We start from the raw sequence: 19,955 nt of genomic DNA on the forward strand, positions 1-19,955 counted from the left end.
TGATACGCAGAATCGTGGCCTCGCTTTGGTGTGGAAACCCGGAGCTTCACGAAGCCCACGCGGAAACACCTGCTCGCGACAACCAGGAACGGCACGCCCACCGATGCGCCGCCCCAGGGGGTCAGGAGGCGCCCGAGGCCGACCTGCGAGACCGCACCGTGGTCTCGATCAGGTGGGCGACGTCATCGGCCGACTCATGCTCCCAGAACCTCAGCACTGTCCAACCGGCGGCAGTCAGGTGATCGGTCGTCTCACGGTCACGCGCGATGTTCCGGTCGAGCTTCGAGCGCCACCATTCGGCGTTGGCCCGCGGATGCGTGGCGTGCACCGGGCAGCCATGCCAGTAGCAGCCGTCGAGGAACACAGCGATCCTCAATTTACTGAAGGCGATGTCCATGCTCCGCCGCGGCATGCCCGGTACGGGGTAATGCACTCGGTACCGCAGCCCGTCGGCGTGTAGCAGTCGCCGTACAGTCAGTTCCGGCTGAGTGTTATGAGACGCTTGCCGACTCATACGAGCTGAAACGGCTGGGGACGATGCGGTCGGGGACATGGGACCAGTCTCTCGCGGCCACGCTTCCGCGCAAGCCCTGTCCTGTCCTGTCTCATGTTCTCCTGGAGCACCAGGGGCCCCATGACGGAGTACGCCTCGGCGCTGTCTCGCCAGCGGGCACACTGAGCTTGTCCGGCGTTGCCGAAAGGCTCACTCCAGAAGGATCTCTTCGGGGCGCCGGCTGGTGATCGGTACACCTTGGGCGTAGAGGATGTGGTCCAGGCATGCTGCAAGGTCGTTGCCGTGATCGTCTCGGGCCATGTCGCGCAACTCGCGAGCCAGATCCAGCCCGTTGACGAGAACGATGGGGTACTGGTCCTCCACCATCTCGAGTTGAGCCGGCTCCGAGAAAGCTCCGGTGGTGACGTATGCGCCGATCCAGCCGCGGCGTAGGCGTGCAACCACTCGTGCTATCTGTTCAGCGGAGACACTGGTGTCCGGACGTATGCACTTGGCTTGGCCGAGGACGACGAGGCTGGTACCGGCCAGACCTGTCCCGAGGTCGATACGACCGACGAAATCCGCGCCACCGTCTCCGGAGCGCCGAGTGATCCATCCCTCGCGGTAGTTGTGTCCGGAACCTCTCAGCACACGAGCGGCGACGGCGGAAGCAACGGCCTCGAAGTCATGTTTGCGTCTGTCGAACTGCTCATAGATGAACCGGAGGTCTTCGTCTCGCCGACTGCCTGGCACAGGACGTTGATCACGCACCTTCGTGACGCGGGCTCGAGCAACGCGCCGGCGGACCCGGGGCAGAGCGGAGTGCCCCCGCTTGACCCACTCCCGCCAGGCGCGTGGCGCCTTGGCCAGGGCCTTCTGATCGGAGACGGCCGGCTTACGACGCGCAGTGATCCAGTCCCAGTCGACCTGATCGTTCTCGACAGTGAGATCGATCAGGGCAATGTCGTACACGTAGTTGGTGAACGTTGTGTGCTCGTGTCCTGCCCACTGAACGATCCGCTCTGCCCGTTCTATGACCCCGAGTCCACAGAACTCGACGAAGCCCTTGACCTTGCCGTTGCGTGACACAGCCCGGAACAGCAGCAGAGGGGCCGCATCGGCTCGCCCCTCCGGTGCCGGCGCCTGATGCTCCGTAAAGGCGTCGAGAAGGGCAGCGTTCCCTGTGGTGGTTCCGGGCGACTTGGCCAGTCCGACCTTGTGGTCACCGAAGTACCGCACGTGACCGTTGTCCATATCGAACACGTCGTGCCACGGCGTCTGCTCGCTACCGGCCTTCCACGGACTGGAACGGATAAGGATGGCCGGCCGCCGTTGCTTCCCCCTCGCGGAGACCTTCGCCATGCCATTTATGCCGGACTCGAGAAGTGCCTTCTTGTGACCTGGAGCATCCGTCACGTAGTGGAAGTTTGTATATCCATCGAGCACGGGGGCGGTTGGGTCTTTTGCGCTCGAATAACGCAGCACCTGCCCCACGCGCAGCGACTCCCCCATAGCACTCCTTCCTGCGACCTACGAAGGAGTGATCATTACACAATCCGAAAAGTCAGCGCTTGACGAACTCGTGCACCCCTTGACCATGGCAGGAGCCCGTCAGGCTGCGTCCGCTTCAGCCTCGTAGTGCACCTGAGCGCGGTCGAGCATGTCGTCCGGATCATGGCCACGGGCGGCGGTCCAGTGAAGGAGGTCCGCGATCAGCTCGATCGCTGACTCTTCCAGAGCCGTATCCCGCCTCCCTCCGAACAGACCAAGGCCACCGATGCGTCCCTGGTATCGCTCAAGCGCCTCGACGGCCCGCTCGATGCGTCGGCACGCGCGTCCCGAGCTGATGGCGATCTCACACCAGACCGCCTTGCCGACGGCGGTCAGGACAGTTCCCCAGTCCACAGCCAGCGCCGCGAGAAGGTGCAGACCGCGGCCGCACTCCTCGTCACAACCTGCCGACTTGGATGTCGGCACCGCCTGGCTCTTGTCGTGAACTTCGAGCCTCAACCGCTCTCCCCTCCGTTCAAGGATCAGAGTCGCTGAAACACCTTCGCCGACATGTTTGAAGACGTTCGTCGCCAGCTCCGTGACGAGCAGCTCTGCCTCATCCGTCGCTGTGGACACGCCCCACAGGTTCAGTTGCTTGGCAGCGGCCTTCCGGAGAAGGCGTACTTCCGCCGGCACCGCCTCAAAGGGCAGGACACAGCGGAGTTGGGGCTCGGACATCTCGTAGCCCGGCATGGCTACTCCTCCCTCCCAAGCCACACAGATGCTGCGCCTGCCGTGTTCACACGACTGCACTGTGTAGCGGACTGAGAGCGAGCATGACACAGAGAAGTCTCACTGTGTAACTTCTCACGAGAACCCATCGAGTGAATCTGATGGTGGGTCCGGCTGCTCCCTGCCTAGCCTGATGAGATCTCCGGGCCTGACGACCCGGTACTTGGCGGAGGAGCCACATGCCCGAACGCACCACAACCCGGCGTCGTCAACTAGGCGCGATGATGCGCAAGTTGCGCGCACGCAAAGGCCTGACGCTTGAGGACGCCGGAAAACTCGTCGGTGTTTCCAAGGCAACGGTGAGCAGGTACGAAACCCAGGCCGGACCGGTCAAGTGGATCGTCATCGACGCACTTTGCCGCGAGTACGGGGCAACCGACGCCGAGCGTGCGGCCCTTGTCAGGCTCGCCAAGGACGCCAAGCAGCGAGGCTGGTGGAGTTCCTTCGCCGACTCCATCCCCGAGAGCATGAACCTGCTGCTCACCTTGGAGGACGAGGCAGTCCACGAGAGTCACTTCTCGTGTGTCTACGTCCCTGGCCTTCTGCAAACCCGCGCCTACAGCACGGCTCTGCAGAAGGCCAACGAGGTGTCGCTGGAACCCGTGGAGATCGAGCGGCTGGTCGACATCCGCATGAAGCGGCAGGACATCCTCTCCCGCCCGAAACCGCCACGCCTGTGGGCCATCCTCGACGAGTCCGTGATCCGCCGTCTCGTCGGGTCGCCGGCAACCATGAAAGAACAGCTCGACCGGCTGCTCGAAGCCAACGAGTCGCCTCACATAACGCTCCAGGTTCTGCCCTTCTCCAAAGGAGCCCACGCGGCTGCTCTGGGCAGCTTCGTCATCATCGGCGGTGCCGATCCAGGCCTCGACGTCGTGTACGTCGACTTCCACACCGGCTCCCTCTTCCTGGAGAAGGACGAGGAACTGGAGCGATACAGACTTGCGTTCGAGTACCTGCGCGCACAAGCGTTGGACATGGAGGCTTCCTCCGCCATGATCCATCGCGCCCGCAAGGAGCTATGAATGCCCGTCGGTCCTCAGAGTGCCTCTGATCCTGCCTGGTTCAAGTCGTCGTACAGCGGCGGCAATGCGACCGAGTGCGTCGAAGCCGCGTTCGTCCCCTCCGGTGTACTCATACGGGACTCGAAGCGCCCTAAGCATCAGCACCTCACAGTGTCGGCTCTGTCCTGGGCCGAGTTCCTGGCGAGCGTCAACTTGCCGCACCGGCCGGTCGACTCCGAACCGACCTGATCAACTGTTGGCAACACCCGTCAATCCTGCAAGAGTTGAGCACCACCAGTGAGGCTCAGGGGACACGGAGCGACAGTGCAGGTATGGAGACAGATCTGGCTGTTCCTGTGCGCCGTGGGCCTCGCGTTCGTCGCTCTCGCCTATCCCCGTAGCCATGACGACGTCGTCGACGCGACCCAGTTCAGCATCGCCTTCTTCGCGACGCTGCTGACCGGTGAGGCGGTCATCTTCGCGCTGACCTTCTCCGCGGCGAGTTCGTGGCCGTCGTTACGGGCGATCGACGGGCACATCGCGTTCCGGGAGTGGGTACTCATCGGATGGTTCGCGGCGCTGTTCACCGGCTGTGGGCTGCTCGGCGACAACGCCACCAGTGCCACCTACGGCGCGCTGCTGTTCCTGCTGGCCAACATCTACGGCGTCTTCTCCTTCGTACGGCTCTTCGGGCTGGCCAGCATCGGTGGCCGCAATCAGCTGCTACGCCACACCCTCGCCGACGCGCTGGCTCGGCAGGGTGGCAACAGAGGCGGCAGAGGCAACATGGGCGGCAGCCGTCCCGGCTCGCAGTCCCCCGGCCTTGAGCACGACCCCATCGTCAACTCCTACCTGGGGACCGTCAGCCAGGCCGCGACCGGCAACGACCCGACCGCCATCCGGCACCTCGTCGACCAGTTGGTGGAGGCGGAGGTGCCGGTCGAGGCCGTCGACGACGCCGTCACTGTTCATCTCGATGTGCTGCACCGCCTCGTGCGGGCCACTCTCGCCGGCGGTGCCGACCCGATCCAGGTCGTCTCCTGCGCCCACGCGCTCATCGACTCGGTGATCGGTCACTGCCGACGGCTGTCCGACCCCGCTCCGCCGCTCGGCGCCCTCAGCCGCTACCTGGCGTGGCTCGCCAACACCGCCCTGCTGATGTCGGTACGCGGCGTCGCCTCGAGCCGGGCCGCCCGTGAACTGGCCGCCCTCACCACCGACGCCCGGCTGAAGATCCTGCGCTGTGTCGACCCCGACCCCAAGTCCGCCGCCCACCAGGACGAACTCGGTTCCATTCTCACCAGCCCGCTCCAAGTGCTTCTGTGGACCGGCGACTTCACCGAGTTCCACGGTGCCCATCAGGCCAGCGCGCTGTACGGGACGTACGAGATCCTCACCGGCACCAAGTTCATGGGGAACTACTGGGACGGGGCCTCCATCCTCAGCCAGCTGCGTCAGTCCCTGTACGGCGGTCAAGGGCGCGTCTCCACGCCCGAGGCCGACGCCGCCCGACGGGTTCTCGGTGCGGTCGAGGACTACGACCACTTCTGGGCCCTCGTCTCCGTGACGGCACTCGCGACTCTGCGCGATGCACGGCTGCCTCACCCGCCGGAACTGATACGGCCCGAATTCACGCCCGACCACCAGTTGTTGGGTGCCTACCTGCGGACCTTCGCCACCCACCGTTACTTCACCACGGCAGCCGAGGCCCGCGAGGCCCTCCTGAGTCTCGTCTGCCGCGCCGACCCTCCCGGTTCGGCCAGCGCGGAGATACGGCACGCCCGAGGCGGCCGCACCTACCGGCTGCCCGTCCCGCTGGTCGAGCCCCAGCGGCGGCCCGCCGCGATGATTCTCGCCGTCGCCTGTCGCCTGGCCCCGCTCGCTCCCGCCGAGAGGGACTCCGAGTTGCGTGACTTTCTCGCCGTACTCCCCGCTCCTGCCTTGCAGGCGACCGCCCGCCTTGCCACGCGGGTTCTGCCCGGGGCCGCCGGGGAGAACGACCCCGTCGAGGCCGTCGTCACCGGCCTGGCCGTCCTGCAACTGGTCGGCGCCCACACCCGGGAGGGATCGTGACCGACCCCGTCATAGACATGGCTTCCTGGCGCGAACGCCTCGCCGGGATCGAAGCGCCGGACGTGACCGCAGCGGTGGTCGTGCAGTGTGGCCAGGTCTGGCTTCAGCCCGAGTTCACGGCCTTCCGTAACGAGGTGGACCACGCCCTGATGACCGCTCAGCTGCGACGCGGCGACCGTCTCACCCTCACCCGCGTCATCCTGCACAACCTCCCTCTCACCTCCGAGACCATCTCCCGACCGCCCGCTGTCGACCGGGCTTTCGCCGAGTGGCACGAGCGGCTGTCCGCCACGGGAGTTCTGCTCTGCCCGGCAGGCTCGTCCGCCGCTCCGCGCATCCACCGGCTCATACTCCGCGGCGACCAGTCCGGCGCAGACATCCCGGATATGGTCGAACTGTTGAAAAACGGGGACTGGACCGACCCCCACAAGGCCGAACTGGCGTTGCACACCGTCACCACCGCCGGAGCGACCACGCCCCTCACCGGCTACGACATGGATTTTGACGGCCCCTTCGGCGACGCCGATCCCTCCATCTACATGTAAGTGCACCCGCAACCGGCTCGACGGAACACTTGGAGAACAGGTGCCCTACGCTCCCGAGACCCCTCAGGACCACGACTTCCTCACCCAAGCCATCGAACTGTCCCGCCACGCCCTTGAAGACGAGGGCAAGACCCCGTTCGGCGCGATCGTCGTCATCGACGGCGAGGTCGTGGCCACCGGTACCAGTTCGGTCGTCGAGCTCCGCGATCCCACGGCACACGCCGAGGTCATGGCCCTGCGTGCCGCCGGTACGAAGCTCGGGCGCCATCTGATGGAAGACGCCGTGATGTACTCGAGCAGCGAGCCGTGCCCCATGTGCCTGACCGCCTGCTACTGGGCGCGCGTCCCTCGTCTCGTGTATGCCGCCACCAGTCACGACGTCGCTGTCAACGGCTTCGAGGACCTCCAGTTCTACCGCGAGCTCGCCCTCCCCAACGCCGAACGGACCCTCCTCACGGAGACCTCCGCAGGCGGCGAGGCCCGCGAGATCGCGGCGTCGGCTCTTGCCGGCTGGGCGGACAAACTTCCCTTCCCCGTTGAGCCGAAGCTCTGAGGTTCACCTCGCGGTAGGCATGGGCCGACTTCACTCCTCGTAAGGCGACGCGGTGTCATCGTGGCGTGATGACCGGGTCGATCAACCCGACCAGGAGAGCATTAAGTGACCACCGTCAGCGGTATCGACGTCCGCGCCACCCAGCACTGCGAGACCACCACCCTCGGCGTACTCCTCCGCCACCAAGGACTCGATCTCTCCGAGCCCATGCTCTTTGGCCTGGGCCGCGGGCTCTCCTTCGTTTACTGGGACAGCAAGAGCATGGGGTTCCCCTTCCTCGGGGGACGGGTCAAGCCCTTCGAGCTCACCAGGAATCTGGCCGAGACGCTCGGGCTGGATCTCGTAGTAAAGGAGACCGCCTCGCCCCGGAAAGGCTGGGCGAACGTCGTGGAGGTCATTGCGGGCGGCCGGCCCGTGGGGCTGCAGCTCGACAGTTTCCACCTGGACTACTTCGGGGCGAAGGTGCACTTCGGTGGTCATGTCGTCGCCATGTACGGCTACGACGACCAGGTCGCCTACCTGGTGGACACCGAGCAGCAGGGCGGAGCGGTGTCCACGAGTCTCGGCGGTCTCGCTCAGGCTCGGGCCGCGCGTGGGCCTATGACCGCAAGGCACCGGTCCTTCACCCTCACCGTTCCCCAGGACCTCCCCGCTGCTCACACGAGGATCGTTCCCGCCATCACCGCCTGCGCCGTCGCCTTTCTCAACCCGCCGATCGCCAACCTGGGTCATCGCGGGATCGAGAAGAGCGGCAAGTTGGTCCGCACCTGGCTCGGGCGGACCGACGACCCGCGGCGGGACCTGCCGCAGGCCGCCCTCCTGATGGAGAAGGCCGGTACCGGTGGCGCCCTGTTCCGCAATCTCTACCGCGATTTCCTCGCCGAGTGCTCCCAAGTGCTGGAGCCAAGTCCCCAGTTGCGCACCGGCCACCGGCTGTACGCCGAGGCCGCCTCGCTGTGGACGGAGGTCGCCGCACTGATCACCCGAGCCGGGGAGGCGGGCGATGAGCAGTACCTCGGACGGGCGGGCGCCGCCCTCCACGAGCTGTCACGCATCGAACGCGAGGCCATGGAGGCGCTGAGCCGTCTGTAGTCCTGAAGCAAGGCCCGGGCCTCACTTCCCGACGCGGTACTTCAGGTGGGTGGCCAGCGGTGTGTCCACCACTCTGACCTGCTCTGGGCCGGCGACGGAGGCGAGGGCGCCAAGTACTGGCTGCACGTGTCGGCAATAGGCGGCCGGGGTGAATTCGGCGCCGGCGGCGTACTGCCACCAAAAGCGTGCGCCGTCGTCGACGCCGGCGAGGCGCAGGGCGCAGCCCAGCAGCCAGGCGCTGGTGGGTTCGGGGAGCTGGCCGGTGAGGAATTCCAGCGGCGTCGGGTGCGACTGAGGTGACGACGACGTCCCAGAGGTGGTCGAGGAGTTCGACGGCGCTGGTATCGGCCGGCTCGCGGCTCTGGAGCCCTTGGAGCACAACTTCGCGGCTCTGAACCCGCAACGGACTCCGCTGAAGCCGTGTCGGACGAACTGGACAGCCACGGACAGCCACCTCAACTTCCGTACGACAACGCGTTCTACGTCGTCAACCATCTTCATTTGAAGATGGAACCAGCGGTCTTCGCTGAGAGTGGTCGCCTGTGGCTGGGGATCCTGCGCGAGCGGCATCCCGACGAATACAGCGCGTTGCTCCGAGAGTTGTCCGAGCAGCAGCCAACCTGAGGGCCGGGGCCGGGCTCGGCACACATCCCGTCGCTACGTGAGCTCCTCGGCGGTGTAGTAGCCGTCCCTGACCAGTACTTCGTAGTTGGTCTTGTCGATGCTCTGCGGCTGGAGCAGGTAGGCGGGCACGTCCTTGACGCCGTCGTTGTAGCTGAACCGGTCGTTGATCCGCGTCGCCCGGCCCCTGAGGATGTCGTCGACCATCCACGCGGCGGCGCCGGCGAGGACGCGGACGTCCTTGTAGACGGTCTGCGACTGCCGGCCCGCGATGATCGACTTCACCGAGGGCAGCTCGGCGTCCTGGCCGGTGACGATCGGGAGGGGCTTGCCGGCGGAGCCGTAGCCCTGCGCCTCCAGCGCGGACAGGACACCCCGGGAGATGCCGTCGTACGGCGACAGGACCGCGTCGAGCGTCCTGCCGACGTACCACCGGGTGAGCAGGCCGCTCATGCGCTTCTGCGCGGTGGGTCCGTCCCAGCGCGGGATGGTGAGCTGGCCCAGCCCGGTCTGACGGGACGGGACGACCAACTGCTTGCTGTCCAGGAACGGTTGCAGGAGCGCCATGGAGCCCTTGAAGAAGTACTTGGTGTTGTTGTCGTCGGGGGAACCGGCGAAGAGCTCGATGTTGAACGGGCCCTTGCCCTTCTCCAGGCCGAGCTTCTCGATGATGTAGTTGGCTTCTATCCGGCCGACCATCTCGTTGTCGAAGGAGACGTAGTAGTCGACGTTCCCGGTGCCGAGGATGAGCCGGTCGTAGGAGATCACCGGGATGCGCGCGTCGGAGGCCCGCTGAAGCACGCCGTTCAGCGACTTGGCGTCGATGGCCGCGATGATCAGCGCGTCGACGCCCTGCTCGATCAGGGTCCCGATCTGTGACAGCTGGGCTTTCGGGTCGTCGTCGCCGTAGACCAGCTGGGTCTTGTACCCCCGTCTCTTCAGACCCTCGACGACGCTCTTGCCGTCGGCGAGCCAGCGCTCGGAGGACTGGGTGGGCATGGCGATGCCGACGGTACCGCCCTCGGAGCGACTCTGAGAGCTGCCCTCGCTCTCCTTGCCGCAGGCGGACACGGTAAGGGCGAGGGAGGCGGTTCCGGCGAGGGCGGCGAGGGCGGCTCTTCGGTTGAGCATCGTGAATGGGTCCTTGTTCTTCTCGTCGTTGACACGATGACGGCGCATCAGACGTGCAGGCACCCGGACGGGTGCCGTGCGGGTGGAGCGGGTGGATACCCGAATGCCCTAAACGGGCCGAACGTCAGGGGGGCGGCGGTCCTGCCGTACAGGCCTGCTCCCGCTGTTCCGGGCGTGCACAGGGAACCGCCTTACAGATGTCCGAAATTTCGTCACGCGTTCTATATGCCGGCGCGACGGTAAAGGCGGGTGAGGGAGATGTCAACGCTGTGAACAGGATCAGTTACAGAGAGCGTGTGCGGGTCGGGAACGCCGGACCGGACGTGGGCCAAGGTGTGGGAGTCCGAGATCCATGACAAGGGGTTCCGGCTGCACTGGTGGACCGCGGAGGCCGAGGCGGGGGACGTGGTCATGGACCCCGGCGAGGTGAGTGCCGTGCGCTGGGTCACAGCAGCAGAGTTCGCCGGGCTGCATCCTGTCTTCGAGGAGGACCTGGCCTTCTTCGACCGCGTACTGCCGGAGCTCTGAGCGGTCGGACGCCGGTCGCGGGGATACTGCCTCTCAAGCACCGACCCTGGAAGGCGACGACATCATGCTCATCCTCTTTGGCACCAAGGGATACCTGTACCAGCTCGCGATACTCACGCTGGTGTGCGGGCGCTGCGGGAACCCGGCCGCGCACACCCTGCGCAAGCGCGTCACGAAGTTCACGCTGTTCTTCGTGCCGCTGTTCCCGATCTCCACGAAGTACGCGACGCAGTGCACGTTCTGCGGTGCGGAGAGCAAGGTGAGCGCGGAGGAGGCGGAGCAGCTGCAGACGCAGGCCGCCGCCGGTGGCGGGCACGGGGGTCAGGTGCAGGGCGGACAGGCACCGCAGCAGCCGTACCACCAGTAAGGGCTCAGGTGAGTTTGCGGGCCACCCCGCCGTAGAAGCCGATCTCCCGCGAGCGCGGCGGCGGGGGTGTGTCCGGGCGCCAGAACGGGACCTGGGCCACGCCCGGGTCGATCAGCTCGAAGCCGTCGAAGAAGCGCTCGATCTCGGTACGGGTGCGGAGGTTCATGGAGGCCGTCGCCTTGCTGTAGACGGCCGCCGCCCCGCTGCGGTCGGCGAAGTCGCCCGTGGCGTGGGAGAGGATCAGGTGGCTGCCGGGGGCGAGGGCGTCGCGGAGGGTGGCGATGATCTCCTCGGGCTTGTCCGCGTCCGTGAGGAAGTGGATCACGGCGACCAGAAGCAGGGCCACCGGCTCGTCGAAGTCGATGACGGCGTGTACGTCGGGGTCGTCCAGGATCGCCCGCGGGTCGCGCAGGTCGGCCAGGACGATGCCGGTCTTGCCGGCCGCGCTGAGCAGGGCGCCGGCGTGGGTGTGCACGATCGGGTCGTTGTCGACGTAGGCGACGCGGATGTCCGGTGCCACCTCCAGGGCCGTCTCGTGGACGTTCGGTGAGGTGGGCAGGCCGGTACCGATGTCCAGGATCTGGCGGACACCGGTGCCGACGACGTGGCGGACGGCCCGGCGCAGGAAGGCCCGGTTGGCCCGTACGCCGATCCGTGCCTCCGGGGCCGCCGCGATGAGCTGCTCGCCGGCCTGGCGGTCGACCTCGTAGTTGTCCTTGCCGCCCAGCAGGTAGTCGTAGATCCGTGCGGGGTGCGGCTTGGTGGTGTCGATCTCCTCGGCACGGAAGCCGTTCTCTCTCACGGGGGCTCCTCTCGGGCGGCGGCGGGCGCCTGACCGCGTCAGTTATGCGTACGTTGGCTCAACTCTCTTGTCCGGGGCGGAAGTTCCGGGTGTGGCTCGTGGCCGCATTTGTCGCCGGGAGTGGGTGGCGCCGGGGTCTCCGGTGCGGGCGGGTCCGATGGCTCCGGTGGCTCCGGAGTGGTCGGAGGTTCCGAGTACGTCGGGGGTTCCGGTGACTCACCAACAGGGTCGGGGTCAGCGGGAGTTGGCGTAATCGGCTGCGGTACGGGGGACTCCTCCCCCGGCGTGCCGGACTTCGGCTGCTCGGGCTCGGGCTGCTGCTCCTTCGGCGGTGCCGGCGTCGGCTCCGGCACCTCCGGCGCGGGCTGCTCCGGCGCTCCCGGGTCGCCCTCGGCACCCCCGCCGTCCGAGCTGCCCGAACCGCTCCCGAAATTGCCGGGGTTCGCCGTTTCCCCGACGTCCTCGGTGACGACCGCCTCCGCCCCGTCCTCCCGAGTCCGATCCCGATCCCGCTCGACCTGCCGCGCGGCACCCCCCGGGGTCTCCCCCGCCGCCCCCGCGGACGGCCCCGTCACCGGCGCTTGTGCCAGCGGCCCCTGCGCCACCGGCGCCTTCCCCGGCGAAGTCGCCGTCGCGGGCGACTCGTTCACTCCGAGGACCAGCACGACCGCGATGGCCGCGGCGGCCGCCGTACCGGAGGCGAGGGCCGCTTTGGCCTTCGGGCCCGCCGCACGGGCCGTATGAAGAAGACCCTGACCGGTCACCGACGCCGCCCCCGCGGACCCGGCCGTCAGCGACGCCAGGAACTTCCCCGTGCCGCCGCCCACCACGAAGACCAGCAGCGCGGGGCCCACGAGTGCGGGCAGCCGGTTGTTGGCGCGGATCAGGACGGCGAGGCGGCCCCGGCACCCGTCGCAGGCGTCGACGTGGGCGAGGAGGCGTTCGGACTGGCGCGGGGTCGCGTTGCCGCGGACGTAGGCCGGCATGCGGACCCAGTGGACCTCGCACGCGGGATCGTCGGGGGCCTCGGTCTGCGAGCGCAGGAACGCCTGGCGCATGCCCTCGCGGGCGCGGTGCAGCAGTACGGCCGTGGCGCCCTGCTTGGCGCCGATCTGCCGGCCGACCGTCTCCAGCGGCTGGCCCTCGGCGTCTGCGAGCCACAGGGCCTGCACCCAGCGTTCGGGGAGTTCACCGAGAACGCGTACCAACAGGTCGGTGGAGGAGACCTGTTCGGCCGGGTCCTCCACATGCCCGGGGGACGCCTGTTCGGGGATCTGCGGGTCCCGTGGGGTCTCGTGGGTGGCGCTCGCGACGGAGGACGCGAGGTGCCGGACGGTGGTCATGAGGTACGCCGGGACGTTGTCGATCTCGTGCCCGGCGGACAGCCGCCGCCACACGCGGAAGTGCGCCTCGGCGACGAGGTCTTCGGCCGCCCAGGTGTTGCGGGTGAGCGAGCGGGCGTATGCGACGAGGCGTGGTTGTTCCTCCTCGTAGATCCGCACGTACGCGGCGGTCGCGGAGGGGGGTGCCTGGGCGGGCACTCTGGCCGGTTGGTCGGTCATGCGGGGACGCTCCAGTTCCCGGCGACGGGACGCTTCAAGGGTTTGTCAGCGTAGATGACAAAACTTTCAACCATTCAGTTCCGGCCGTGACTCAGGTCACATGAACGGACTCCGGGCCCCGCGTAATCAAGGGGCACCCCTGCGGCTCGACATGGCAACCGACCCACGCTCCCCACCGAGACGGAGACCGCCACCCATGCGCCTCACCACCCTGGAACAGACCGTCCGCGCCCGCCTGATCACCTCCTACCACCCGGAACTCCCGGTGCGTCCCACGCTGCGCTACAGCTCCGCCGAGCCGTTCGCCGTGCACATCGACTTCCCCGCGCATGTGTCGGCCGACGGCGAGGGCGTGACGTGGATGTTCGGGCGGGCGCTGCTGGAGGAGGGGCTCGGGAGACCGGCCGGGCAGGGGGACGTACGGATACGGCCGTACGGCTGGGCCCGGACCGTCGTCGAGTTCCACTCACCACTGGGCCTCGCCGTGATCCGCTTCGGCACGGCCGCCCTCCGCCGCTTCCTGCTGCGCTCCTACGCCGTCGTCGAGCCGGGCACGGAGGATCTGGGGCCGGAGCTCGACCATGGGCTGGCGGCGTTGCTCGGTGAGGTGTGACCCGGCGATCTCGACAGGGGCGTACCCCACCCCCACACTGACCCGCATGCGCTTCCTGCGTCGAGTGGGCCGTGACCTGTCCCGCGGCGAGAACCTGGAGATCTACTCGACGGCCCTGTTGTCCCTGGCCCTCGCGGTGCTCGGCGCACTGGACCTGGTCGGCGGCAAGACGCTGGCCGCCGCCACCCTCGCGACGCTGGCCCTGCTCGCCGGGGGTCTGTTGGGCAGCCGCAGGCAGCTGACGGACCTGGCGGAGCAGGTGCGGTCACGGATCGCTGGGGAGGTCTCCGCGGAGGACTTCCTGGCCCACGACAAACCCGAGCTCGTCCAACAGGTGCGCGGAGCGCAGGACATCAGGATCGTCGGGGTGACGCTGGGGCGGACCCTGCGCAATCTGATCGACGAGTTGCAGGGCCGGGCGGCCGCCGGGGCGACGGTCAGGGTGGCGCTGATCGACCCGAGCGGTTCCACTCCGGCGGAGGCGGCCCGGCGCAGCACGATGCCCGACCGGCCGGCCGTGTACGAGAACCGGTTGCGCTCCTCCCTCGACCTGTTGCGAGAGTTGGTGGAGACCCCGGGGGCCGGGACCCGGGTCGAGGTGCGGTTCCTCCCCTTCGTCCCCGCGTTCGGCCTCGTCCTGCTGGACCCGGAGCGACCGAACGGGCTCATCCACGTCGACATCTACTCCCACAGCTCCGCCACCGGGGACGCCGTGTTCACCCTGCGCCCGGGCCGCGACGGCCACTGGTACGAGAACTTCCAGTCCGAGTTCGACCGTATCTGGGCCTTCGGCCGCACGGCGGGCGCACCGGACGACTGGGCGTAGTCCGAAGTCTGCGTCTTACGAGGGCAGCACGGCACACCCCCGCCGAAGGCCGTGCAGCGCGGCTTCGACGGGGATCCCCTTGGGATCGATTCCCGTCCGGGCAGAAAACGCCAAGAAGGCTCGCAGGTCGGCCCATTATGGTCGGGGCATGACGACACCTCTTGCCGGCAGTGCCTTCGACTCGCTCCGTCTCGACGCCCTGCCCGACCAGGAGGCGCTGCGCCGGGCCTACGAACTCCCCAGCGACGCGGCCGTGCGCAAGCAGATGACCGAACTCACCGAACAGACCCGGCGGTTGATCGGATGCTCATCGCTGGTCCTGGTCGCCAGCGCGGACGCCGAGGGCAACTGTGACGTTTCCCCCCGCGGCGGCCCCGCCGGATTCGTCGCCGTCCTGGACGCACGGACGGTGGCGATACCGGACGCGACCGGCAACAAGCGTCTGGACACCCTGCAGAACGTCGTCGCCACCGGACGGGCCGGGCTGCTGTTCGTCATTCCGGGGCGCACCACGACGCTCAGGGTGAACGGTCGGGCCTGCGTCTCCACCCGCCCGGAGCTGCTGTCGCAGCTGACCGCCGTGGGCAAGCCGCCGGCCAGTGCGCTGGTGCTGGGGATCGAGGAGGTCTACCCGCACTGCCCCAAGTCGCTGCTACGCAGCGGGGCCTGGAAGCCTGACCAATGGCTGCCGGCGGACGCCCAGCCGACCTCGGCCGAGGTGACGCTGGCCCAGCTGCGGATGCCGGAGCTGACGATCGCCGACATCGAGCAGGCGGAGGCGGATTCGCTGAAGTACCGGTACGAGTAACGGGCCGGCGATACGACCCCTCTGATGCCTTCATGCACGCTGAAGACGAAGGAGGGGTTGCTGTCGTTGGCTGAGAGGGACGAGAAGACGTGGACGTGTATGAAGCGGTGGACAGTCGTCGGGCCGTGCGGGCGTTCAGCGATGTGCCGGTGGCCAAAGAGGCACTCGAACGAGTGCTGGCTGCAGCGACGCGGGCTCCATCGAGTGGGAACCTCCAGCCGTGGCATCTGTATGTCGTGAGCGGCGAGCCCTTGGTCGAACTGAAGAGGCGCGCGACGTCCAGGGCATTGGCGGGCGACCCGGGTGACGAGCGGGAGTACCCGATGTACCCGACCGAACTGACCTCGCCGTATCTGGACCGCTTTTCGGCCGCGGCCGCCCAGCGGTACGAAGCACTGGGGATCGAGCGCGACGACCTCGACAGGCCCAAAAAGATCGCCGCCTTGAACTCGGAGGCGTTCGGGGCCCCGGTCGTGCTGTTCTGCTACCTCGACCGGACGATGGGGCCCGGGCAGTGGGGGGACGCGGGGATGTACTTGCAGACGGTCATGCTGCTGCTGAGAGCGGAAGGGTTGCACAGCTGCCCTCAGGTGATGTGGACGATGTATCGCAAGACCGTCAGCCGGATGGTCGGCGCCGATGACGGGCTCGTGCTGTTCTGCGGTGTCGCGGTGGGATACGAGAAGAAAGGCGTGCCACCGCTGCGCACCGGGCGGGCGGACATGACAGAAACAGTGCGCTTCATCGGAGTCTGACCGCTGCGGTCAAGTACCACGGGACCGCCCTGGCGCGACCGTCCTGTCCTGAGCCCGTCGCCGCTCCAGCAGGGCGAGCCTCGGGTTGCCGAGGAAGCGGGCGCCCGGTGTTCATGAGTGCTCGAGTCGGCGTTGTTCCCAGACGGTGCGCAGGAGTTCGTACTCCACCTCGCCCTGTTCCGAGCCTTCGATCGCCTCCGGCCAGTCGCCGAAGAAGGTGCGCAGGAAGGTCAGGCCTGACTTCTCCATCACGCGGCGCGAGCCCTTGTTGACGGTCATGGTGTTGGCGGTGACACGTTCGACGCCGAGGTCGTTGAAGCCCTTGTCGATGAGGGCGCGGGAGCCCTCGGTGGCGTAACCCCGGCCCCAGGCCGCCTTGTTGAGGCGGTAGCCGAGTTCTACGACGGCCGGGCTGCCGTCGTCGAGGGGGCGGAACTCGAACCAGCCGAGGAAGGTGCCGGTGGACTTCTCCTCGGCCGCCCAGTAGCCGCGGGTGCCGAGGCCGGGGTGGTCGTGGAGGAGGCGGGGCAGGGTGCGGGTGCGGATCGTCCCGGGGGGCGTGGGCGCGCCGCCGGTGAGGAAGCGCATCACCTCGGGGTCGCCGTCCAGGGCGACGAGACGCTCGGCGTCGGCGTCGGTGAACGCCCGCAGCCGCAGCCTTTCGGTCTCCAGGAAGACGTACGTCACGGGCTTCTCCTCGTCGACTCGTCGGCCAGGAACTTCTCGATCTCCCGGTGGAGCAGTTCCGGCTGGTCCAGGTGTACGTCGTGGGCGGCGCCCGGGACGACGGCCGTACGGGTGTCCGGGCGACGGGTCAGCATCTCGGCCGCCTCCGCGGGCTTCATGGTGCCGGACGCGCCGCGCACGAGGAGCGTGGGGCAGCGGATCCGCGACCACTGCGGCCAGTAGCCGTCGGCGGACAGTTCCGTCATCGTCCGGACCAGCGTGTCACGGTCGAAGCGTGGACGAAGGCCGTCCGCCCGCTCTTCGAGCCCCCGAGCCCATGCCTCGTGGCCGAGGAAGGCCTTCGCCTCCTCCAGGGACCTGAAGGGAAGGGGCCAGCTGTCCAGCCACCCCGCGATCTCGCCCGGCAGCTCCGAGTTCCGGCCCGCCGGACCCGCCTCGATCAGGACCAGGGACCGGATCAGTTCGGGATGGTCCGCCGCGAGCAGCATCGCCGTATGGCCGCCGAGGGACTGGCCTACGAGGATCGCGGGGGCGAGATCCAGTTCCCGCAGCAGGGTCACGGCGTCCTCTACGTGAGCGGCGCGGCTCACCGTCGGCGGGCGGCGGGTGCTCTCACCGTGGCCACGGGCGTCGTACGACACCACGCGGTGCCCGGACGACGCCAACCGCCCTGCCAGGTCGTCCCATTCGCCCAGATGGCCCGCGAGGCCGTGCAGGAGCAACACGGATGGCTCGGGGCCGGGGCCGGGGTCGCGGCGGTCACGGTAGGCGAGGCGGGTGCCGTCGCCGGTGGTCAGGTACGGCAACTGCCCTCCCTGTCACGTCGTTCCGTGCGTAAGGGAAGACTGGCCCGCCCCGCGCCCTTCGCGCCAGATGTCTTCCCCGTCCCATCTGTGACAGCCCTGTTGCCGGAACTGTGGGCTCCGCCACAGCCGTTGGCCATGCGTGCTGCTGGACTCTGCGGACCCGGAAAACGAGTGGTCAGGGGGCCGGGATGTCGTCGTTGATTCCGTGTCTGCGCGGTACCGCCGCGCTCGCGGGGACCGGGGCAGTCGCCGTGTACGCGTGGGGGCTGCTGCATCTCGCCGGCGCGGTCCTGGAGGCGGAGGACGGCGGAGCGAACTCCGCGCCGATCCCCCCGTGCCGTGGGAACGAGCAGGTCGTCCATGTCATCGACTACTCGGTGGGCTACCTCCCTCTCTCGTTCGACTGCGAGATGACAGGCGGCGGCAGCTACCCGGCCGAGGTGATCCCCGGGTACGTCAATCCCGTCGCCGTGGGCTCCGCCCTCGCCGCCGTCGGCTGCGCCATCGCCTCCGCCTATGTGGCGGAGCTGCGACTGCGCGCCGAGGCACGCGAGGGCGAGGGCACGTGAGCGAGCGGGTGCGTCAGGCCGCCGCGGGCGCCAGCTCCGCCTTGCCGAACAACAGGGCGTAGCCGGAGGGCAGTTGGGCCAGGACACGGTCGACGAGTTCGTCGCCCACCAGTTCCGGGAGCACGCTCAGGACCGAGCTGACGTGCCAGCGGGCCGTCGCCGGGGTCGCGCCGTCGATGCGGGCGGCCACCGTCTCCACGAACTCCGGTGCCGACAGGGGTCTGTTGAGCGGGATGCGGGAGGCGATGATCCTGGCCGCCTCCTCGGGCAGGGCCCGGGCGAGGTCCACGCGTTCCTCGCCGGTGACGTGGTCGCCGAGGGCGGACAGGACGACGCGCAGGACGTGTTCCACCTCCGCCGCGGTCACGTACTGTCCGGCGTCCTGCACCGCCTCGGCGAGGTCGGTCCAGCTGGGTCGGTTCGCGCTCATGTACGGGTCTCCTGAGGGTTGTCGCGCCGGGCGCCCCGCGGACGGACACACCGGCCCGCGGGACGCCGCTGTCTATTGCGAGGACGGGGCTCAGCCGCTGATCTGCCTGCGTTCGCTGTCGCCGCCCGTGATCTGGATACGGCGTGGCTTGGCCTGCTCGGCCACCGGGATGCGCAGGGTGAGGACGCCGGCGTCGTACGAGGCGTCGATGCGTTCCGTGTCGAGGGTGTCGCCGAGGAAGAGCTGACGGGTGAAGGAGCCCGTGGGGCGCTCGGCGACGATCAACTCCGCGCCCTCGGGGGCGGGGACGCGGCGCTCGGCGCGGACGTTCAGGACGTTGCGTTCGACGTCCAGCTCGATCGTCTCGGGGTCGACCCCGGGAAGGTCGAAGTGGACGACGAAGTCGTCCCCGGACCGGTACGCGTCCATCGCCATCGCGGCGGGACGGGCGGTGGAACCGAAAACCTGCTGCGCGAGCCGGTCGAACTCACGGAAGGGGTCAGTGCGCATGAGCATCACAGTCCATCTCCTTTCCACAGACTCTGCGGTGCGATGCCCTACGCCTTCTTATATAGCTCGGAGCCAGGAAACTTGACAAGCCCCGACTCAGGTTCGTTTCCGGGAGTCGGCCCGGGGCTAGCCTCGGCCTCATCGGCGGTGGCGATCGTGACCGCGCCGAGCGTGATCGTTCAGGAGGCAGACATGGCGAGGGTTCCGAGTGCGGTGGTCGCGGCGGGCGGGCTCGTCGGCGGGTACGGCGTGGCCCGCTGGACGAGGAAGCGGCAGCTGGGCGGGGCGGTGCTGGCCGTCGCCGGGGCCGCGGCGGCCCAGCAGTGGCGGGAACGGGCCGGCGGGAAGGCCGCCGGGGCGCTGACGGCCGCGTATGTCGCCGCCTTCGCCGGGTCCCACCCGCTGGCCAAGAAGGTGGGCGCGTGGCCGGCGGTGTTCGGGGTGGCGGGAGCGGTGGCCCTGGCGTCGTGGGCGGTGGCGGACCGCAAGGCCTGAGAGGTCACCGGCCTCCCCCGGCCCGGTGGGTCAACACATTGACCACCCCGCCGTTCGGGTCCCGGACGAAGAAGCGCCGTACGCCCCACTCCTCGTCCCGCAGCTCCCGTACGACCTCGGCGCCCGACGCCACGACCTGCGCGTACACGGCGTCCACGTCCTCGACCTCCACGCTCAGGTCGGGGACGACGGGGGCGGTGCGCTCCTCGGTGAGGAAGCTGATCTGGGCGGTCGGGTTGGCGGGCGACGCCAGCGTGACGACCCATCCCATGTCCATGACCTCCTCGAAGCCGAGGAGGCCGTAGAAGGCGCGGTTGGCCGTCAGGGCCTCGCCGGACTCGACATGGATGTCGGGCATGATCCTGCGGACGCTCATGGGCACGGCTCCTTTGTCGTCATCGG

At 68.3% G+C, this 19,955-nt stretch carries 27 protein-coding genes; 15 read left to right on the forward strand and 12 right to left on the reverse strand.

The window, feature by feature from the left end; genetic code table 11:
• Positions 1–121: 121 nt before the first annotated feature.
• The 3 genes from AQJ46_RS38675 to AQJ46_RS38685 form a co-directional block, all read right to left on the reverse strand.
• On the reverse strand, positions 122–514 hold the full coding sequence (locus AQJ46_RS38675) for a very short patch repair endonuclease (RefSeq protein ID WP_059210030.1): 393 nt from the start codon (positions 512–514) through the stop codon (positions 122–124).
• A 189-nt stretch (positions 515–703) separates the two neighbouring features.
• Entirely contained in the window at positions 704–2,005 is a 1,302-nt protein-coding gene (locus AQJ46_RS38680) for a restriction endonuclease (protein ID WP_063803886.1), read from the reverse strand.
• A gap of 99 nt (positions 2,006–2,104) precedes the next feature.
• The gene (locus AQJ46_RS38685; protein WP_059210032.1) at positions 2,105–2,737 is read right to left on the reverse strand and encodes an ATP-binding protein; all 633 of its coding nucleotides are present in this window, start codon (positions 2,735–2,737) and stop codon (positions 2,105–2,107) included.
• Positions 2,738–2,955: 218 nt separating this feature from the next.
• On the opposite strand from AQJ46_RS38685, the gene AQJ46_RS38690 reads away from it, so the two are divergent.
• The 6 genes from AQJ46_RS38690 (at position 2,956) to AQJ46_RS38715 (ending at position 8,043) form a co-directional block, all read left to right on the forward strand.
• Entirely contained in the window at positions 2,956–3,801 is an 846-nt protein-coding gene (locus AQJ46_RS38690; protein ID WP_059210033.1) for a helix-turn-helix domain-containing protein, read from the forward strand.
• Positions 3,802–4,029, forward strand: a complete 228-nt coding sequence (locus tag AQJ46_RS38695; RefSeq protein WP_059210034.1) for a DUF397 domain-containing protein — start codon at positions 3,802–3,804, stop codon at positions 4,027–4,029.
• Positions 4,030–4,104: 75 nt separating this feature from the next.
• Positions 4,105–5,853, forward strand: coding sequence for a hypothetical protein (locus tag AQJ46_RS38700; protein ID WP_059210035.1), 1,749 nt, complete (start codon positions 4,105–4,107; stop codon positions 5,851–5,853).
• Complete coding sequence (locus tag AQJ46_RS38705) at positions 5,850–6,398, forward strand: hypothetical protein (protein ID WP_059210036.1); 549 nt, start codon at positions 5,850–5,852, stop codon at positions 6,396–6,398. Before AQJ46_RS38700 ends, AQJ46_RS38705 begins: the two co-directional genes overlap by 4 nt.
• A 40-nt stretch (positions 6,399–6,438) precedes the next feature.
• A complete protein-coding gene (locus tag AQJ46_RS38710) occupies positions 6,439–6,951 on the forward strand; it encodes a nucleoside deaminase (RefSeq protein ID WP_059210037.1) in 513 nt (170 codons plus the stop codon).
• Between the two features lie 105 nt (positions 6,952–7,056).
• The gene (locus AQJ46_RS38715) at positions 7,057–8,043 is read left to right on the forward strand and encodes a BtrH N-terminal domain-containing protein (RefSeq protein WP_059210038.1); all 987 of its coding nucleotides are present in this window, start codon (positions 7,057–7,059) and stop codon (positions 8,041–8,043) included.
• 21 nt (positions 8,044–8,064) lie between these two features.
• On the opposite strand, the gene AQJ46_RS38720 is transcribed toward AQJ46_RS38715, so the two are convergent.
• A complete protein-coding gene (locus AQJ46_RS38720) occupies positions 8,065–8,487 on the reverse strand; it encodes a hypothetical protein (RefSeq protein ID WP_159064106.1) in 423 nt (140 codons plus the stop codon).
• On the opposite strand from AQJ46_RS38720, the gene AQJ46_RS55655 reads away from it, so the two are divergent.
• On the forward strand, positions 8,464–8,667 hold the full coding sequence (locus AQJ46_RS55655) for a hypothetical protein (RefSeq protein ID WP_159064107.1): 204 nt from the start codon (positions 8,464–8,466) through the stop codon (positions 8,665–8,667). The two genes, AQJ46_RS38720 and AQJ46_RS55655, sit on opposite strands and share 24 nt — an antisense overlap.
• 33 nt (positions 8,668–8,700) lie before the next feature.
• On the opposite strand, the gene chvE is transcribed toward AQJ46_RS55655, so the two are convergent.
• Entirely contained in the window at positions 8,701–9,795 is a 1,095-nt protein-coding gene (gene chvE, locus AQJ46_RS38725; protein WP_059210150.1) for a multiple monosaccharide ABC transporter substrate-binding protein, read from the reverse strand.
• Between the two features lie 294 nt (positions 9,796–10,089).
• On the opposite strand from chvE, the gene AQJ46_RS38730 reads away from it, so the two are divergent.
• Positions 10,090–10,323 carry an NUDIX hydrolase gene (locus AQJ46_RS38730; protein WP_059210040.1) on the forward strand — a complete coding sequence of 78 codons (234 nt, stop codon included), beginning with the start codon at positions 10,090–10,092 and terminating at the stop codon, positions 10,321–10,323.
• A gap of 64 nt (positions 10,324–10,387) precedes the next feature.
• Entirely contained in the window at positions 10,388–10,690 is a 303-nt protein-coding gene (locus tag AQJ46_RS38735) for a zinc-ribbon domain-containing protein (RefSeq protein WP_059210041.1), read from the forward strand.
• Positions 10,691–10,694: 4 nt separating this feature from the next.
• On the opposite strand, the gene AQJ46_RS38740 is transcribed toward AQJ46_RS38735, so the two are convergent.
• Positions 10,695–11,492 (reverse strand): SAM-dependent methyltransferase, encoded by a 798-nt coding sequence (locus tag AQJ46_RS38740; protein ID WP_059210042.1) that lies wholly within the window; start codon positions 11,490–11,492, stop codon positions 10,695–10,697.
• A gap of 38 nt (positions 11,493–11,530) precedes the next feature.
• On the reverse strand, positions 11,531–13,054 hold the full coding sequence (locus tag AQJ46_RS52935) for a sigma-70 family RNA polymerase sigma factor (RefSeq protein WP_079072609.1): 1,524 nt from the start codon (positions 13,052–13,054) through the stop codon (positions 11,531–11,533).
• A gap of 196 nt (positions 13,055–13,250) precedes the next feature.
• Here AQJ46_RS52935 and AQJ46_RS38750 point away from each other — a divergent pair, with 196 nt between their 5' ends.
• The 4 genes from AQJ46_RS38750 (at position 13,251) to AQJ46_RS38765 (ending at position 16,056) form a co-directional block, all read left to right on the forward strand.
• A complete protein-coding gene (locus AQJ46_RS38750; protein WP_059210043.1) occupies positions 13,251–13,667 on the forward strand; it encodes an SsgA family sporulation/cell division regulator in 417 nt (138 codons plus the stop codon).
• A gap of 46 nt (positions 13,668–13,713) precedes the next feature.
• On the forward strand, positions 13,714–14,493 hold the full coding sequence (locus tag AQJ46_RS38755; protein WP_059210044.1) for a hypothetical protein: 780 nt from the start codon (positions 13,714–13,716) through the stop codon (positions 14,491–14,493).
• Between the two features lie 148 nt (positions 14,494–14,641).
• Entirely contained in the window at positions 14,642–15,301 is a 660-nt protein-coding gene (locus AQJ46_RS38760) for an MSMEG_1061 family FMN-dependent PPOX-type flavoprotein (protein WP_059210045.1), read from the forward strand.
• Positions 15,302–15,390: 89 nt separating this feature from the next.
• Positions 15,391–16,056: a nitroreductase gene (locus tag AQJ46_RS38765; protein ID WP_059210046.1), complete on the forward strand. Its 666-nt coding sequence runs from the start codon at positions 15,391–15,393 to the stop codon at positions 16,054–16,056.
• 111 nt (positions 16,057–16,167) lie between these two features.
• Here the strand turns inward: AQJ46_RS38765 and AQJ46_RS38770 are convergent, their stop codons facing one another.
• Both AQJ46_RS38770 and AQJ46_RS38775 read right to left on the reverse strand, forming a co-directional pair.
• Positions 16,168–16,743, reverse strand: a complete 576-nt coding sequence (locus tag AQJ46_RS38770; RefSeq protein ID WP_059210047.1) for a GNAT family N-acetyltransferase — start codon at positions 16,741–16,743, stop codon at positions 16,168–16,170.
• Positions 16,740–17,549, reverse strand: coding sequence for an alpha/beta fold hydrolase (locus AQJ46_RS38775; RefSeq protein ID WP_059210048.1), 810 nt, complete (start codon positions 17,547–17,549; stop codon positions 16,740–16,742). The genes AQJ46_RS38770 and AQJ46_RS38775 overlap by 4 nt, the downstream gene beginning before the upstream one ends.
• Positions 17,550–17,737: 188 nt before the next feature.
• On the opposite strand from AQJ46_RS38775, the gene AQJ46_RS38780 reads away from it, so the two are divergent.
• Positions 17,738–18,118, forward strand: a complete 381-nt coding sequence (locus AQJ46_RS38780) for a hypothetical protein (protein ID WP_059210049.1) — start codon at positions 17,738–17,740, stop codon at positions 18,116–18,118.
• Positions 18,119–18,131: 13 nt separating this feature from the next.
• On the opposite strand, the gene AQJ46_RS38785 is transcribed toward AQJ46_RS38780, so the two are convergent.
• Together AQJ46_RS38785 and AQJ46_RS38790 are read right to left on the reverse strand one after the other, a co-directional pair.
• On the reverse strand, positions 18,132–18,548 hold the full coding sequence (locus AQJ46_RS38785) for a DUF2267 domain-containing protein (RefSeq protein WP_059210050.1): 417 nt from the start codon (positions 18,546–18,548) through the stop codon (positions 18,132–18,134).
• A gap of 90 nt (positions 18,549–18,638) precedes the next feature.
• Complete coding sequence (locus tag AQJ46_RS38790; protein WP_208617053.1) at positions 18,639–19,064, reverse strand: Hsp20/alpha crystallin family protein; 426 nt, start codon at positions 19,062–19,064, stop codon at positions 18,639–18,641.
• Positions 19,065–19,250: 186 nt separating this feature from the next.
• Between AQJ46_RS38790 and AQJ46_RS38795 the strand changes: the two genes are divergently transcribed.
• A complete protein-coding gene (locus AQJ46_RS38795) occupies positions 19,251–19,553 on the forward strand; it encodes a hypothetical protein (RefSeq protein ID WP_059210151.1) in 303 nt (100 codons plus the stop codon).
• 4 nt (positions 19,554–19,557) lie between these two features.
• Here the strand turns inward: AQJ46_RS38795 and AQJ46_RS38800 are convergent, their stop codons facing one another.
• A complete protein-coding gene (locus AQJ46_RS38800) occupies positions 19,558–19,929 on the reverse strand; it encodes a VOC family protein (protein ID WP_059210052.1) in 372 nt (123 codons plus the stop codon).
• Between the last annotated feature and the right edge of the window lie 26 nt (positions 19,930–19,955).

This window comes from Streptomyces canus (assembly GCF_001514145.1).
GTDB classification, from domain to species: domain Bacteria; phylum Actinomycetota; class Actinomycetes; order Streptomycetales; family Streptomycetaceae; genus Streptomyces; species Streptomyces canus.

Excerpts from the sequence above, each read along its gene's own strand:
- AQJ46_RS38750 (WP_059210043.1), top strand. The coding sequence starts at position 13,251 with ATGCGCCTCACCACCCTGGAACAGACCGTCCGCGCCCGCCTGATCACC.
- AQJ46_RS38675 (WP_059210030.1), bottom strand. The coding sequence starts at position 514 with ATGAGTCGGCAAGCGTCTCATAACACTCAGCCGGAACTGACTGTACGG.
- AQJ46_RS38785 (WP_059210050.1), bottom strand. The coding sequence starts at position 18,548 with ATGAGCGCGAACCGACCCAGCTGGACCGACCTCGCCGAGGCGGTGCAG.
- AQJ46_RS38800 (WP_059210052.1), bottom strand. The coding sequence starts at position 19,929 with ATGAGCGTCCGCAGGATCATGCCCGACATCCATGTCGAGTCCGGCGAG.
- AQJ46_RS38790 (WP_208617053.1), bottom strand. The coding sequence starts at position 19,064 with ATGCTCATGCGCACTGACCCCTTCCGTGAGTTCGACCGGCTCGCGCAG.
- AQJ46_RS38760 (WP_059210045.1), top strand. The coding sequence starts at position 14,642 with ATGACGACACCTCTTGCCGGCAGTGCCTTCGACTCGCTCCGTCTCGAC.
- AQJ46_RS38755 (WP_059210044.1), top strand. The coding sequence starts at position 13,714 with ATGCGCTTCCTGCGTCGAGTGGGCCGTGACCTGTCCCGCGGCGAGAAC.
- AQJ46_RS52935 (WP_079072609.1), bottom strand. The coding sequence starts at position 13,054 with ATGACCGACCAACCGGCCAGAGTGCCCGCCCAGGCACCCCCCTCCGCG.
- AQJ46_RS38780 (WP_059210049.1), top strand. The coding sequence starts at position 17,738 with ATGTCGTCGTTGATTCCGTGTCTGCGCGGTACCGCCGCGCTCGCGGGG.
- chvE (WP_059210150.1), bottom strand. The coding sequence starts at position 9,795 with ATGCTCAACCGAAGAGCCGCCCTCGCCGCCCTCGCCGGAACCGCCTCC.
- AQJ46_RS38690 (WP_059210033.1), top strand. The coding sequence starts at position 2,956 with ATGCCCGAACGCACCACAACCCGGCGTCGTCAACTAGGCGCGATGATG.
- AQJ46_RS38695 (WP_059210034.1), top strand. The coding sequence starts at position 3,802 with ATGCCCGTCGGTCCTCAGAGTGCCTCTGATCCTGCCTGGTTCAAGTCG.
- AQJ46_RS38680 (WP_063803886.1), bottom strand. The coding sequence starts at position 2,005 with ATGGGGGAGTCGCTGCGCGTGGGGCAGGTGCTGCGTTATTCGAGCGCA.
- AQJ46_RS38685 (WP_059210032.1), bottom strand. The coding sequence starts at position 2,737 with ATGCCGGGCTACGAGATGTCCGAGCCCCAACTCCGCTGTGTCCTGCCC.
- AQJ46_RS38735 (WP_059210041.1), top strand. The coding sequence starts at position 10,388 with ATGCTCATCCTCTTTGGCACCAAGGGATACCTGTACCAGCTCGCGATA.
- AQJ46_RS38795 (WP_059210151.1), top strand. The coding sequence starts at position 19,251 with ATGGCGAGGGTTCCGAGTGCGGTGGTCGCGGCGGGCGGGCTCGTCGGC.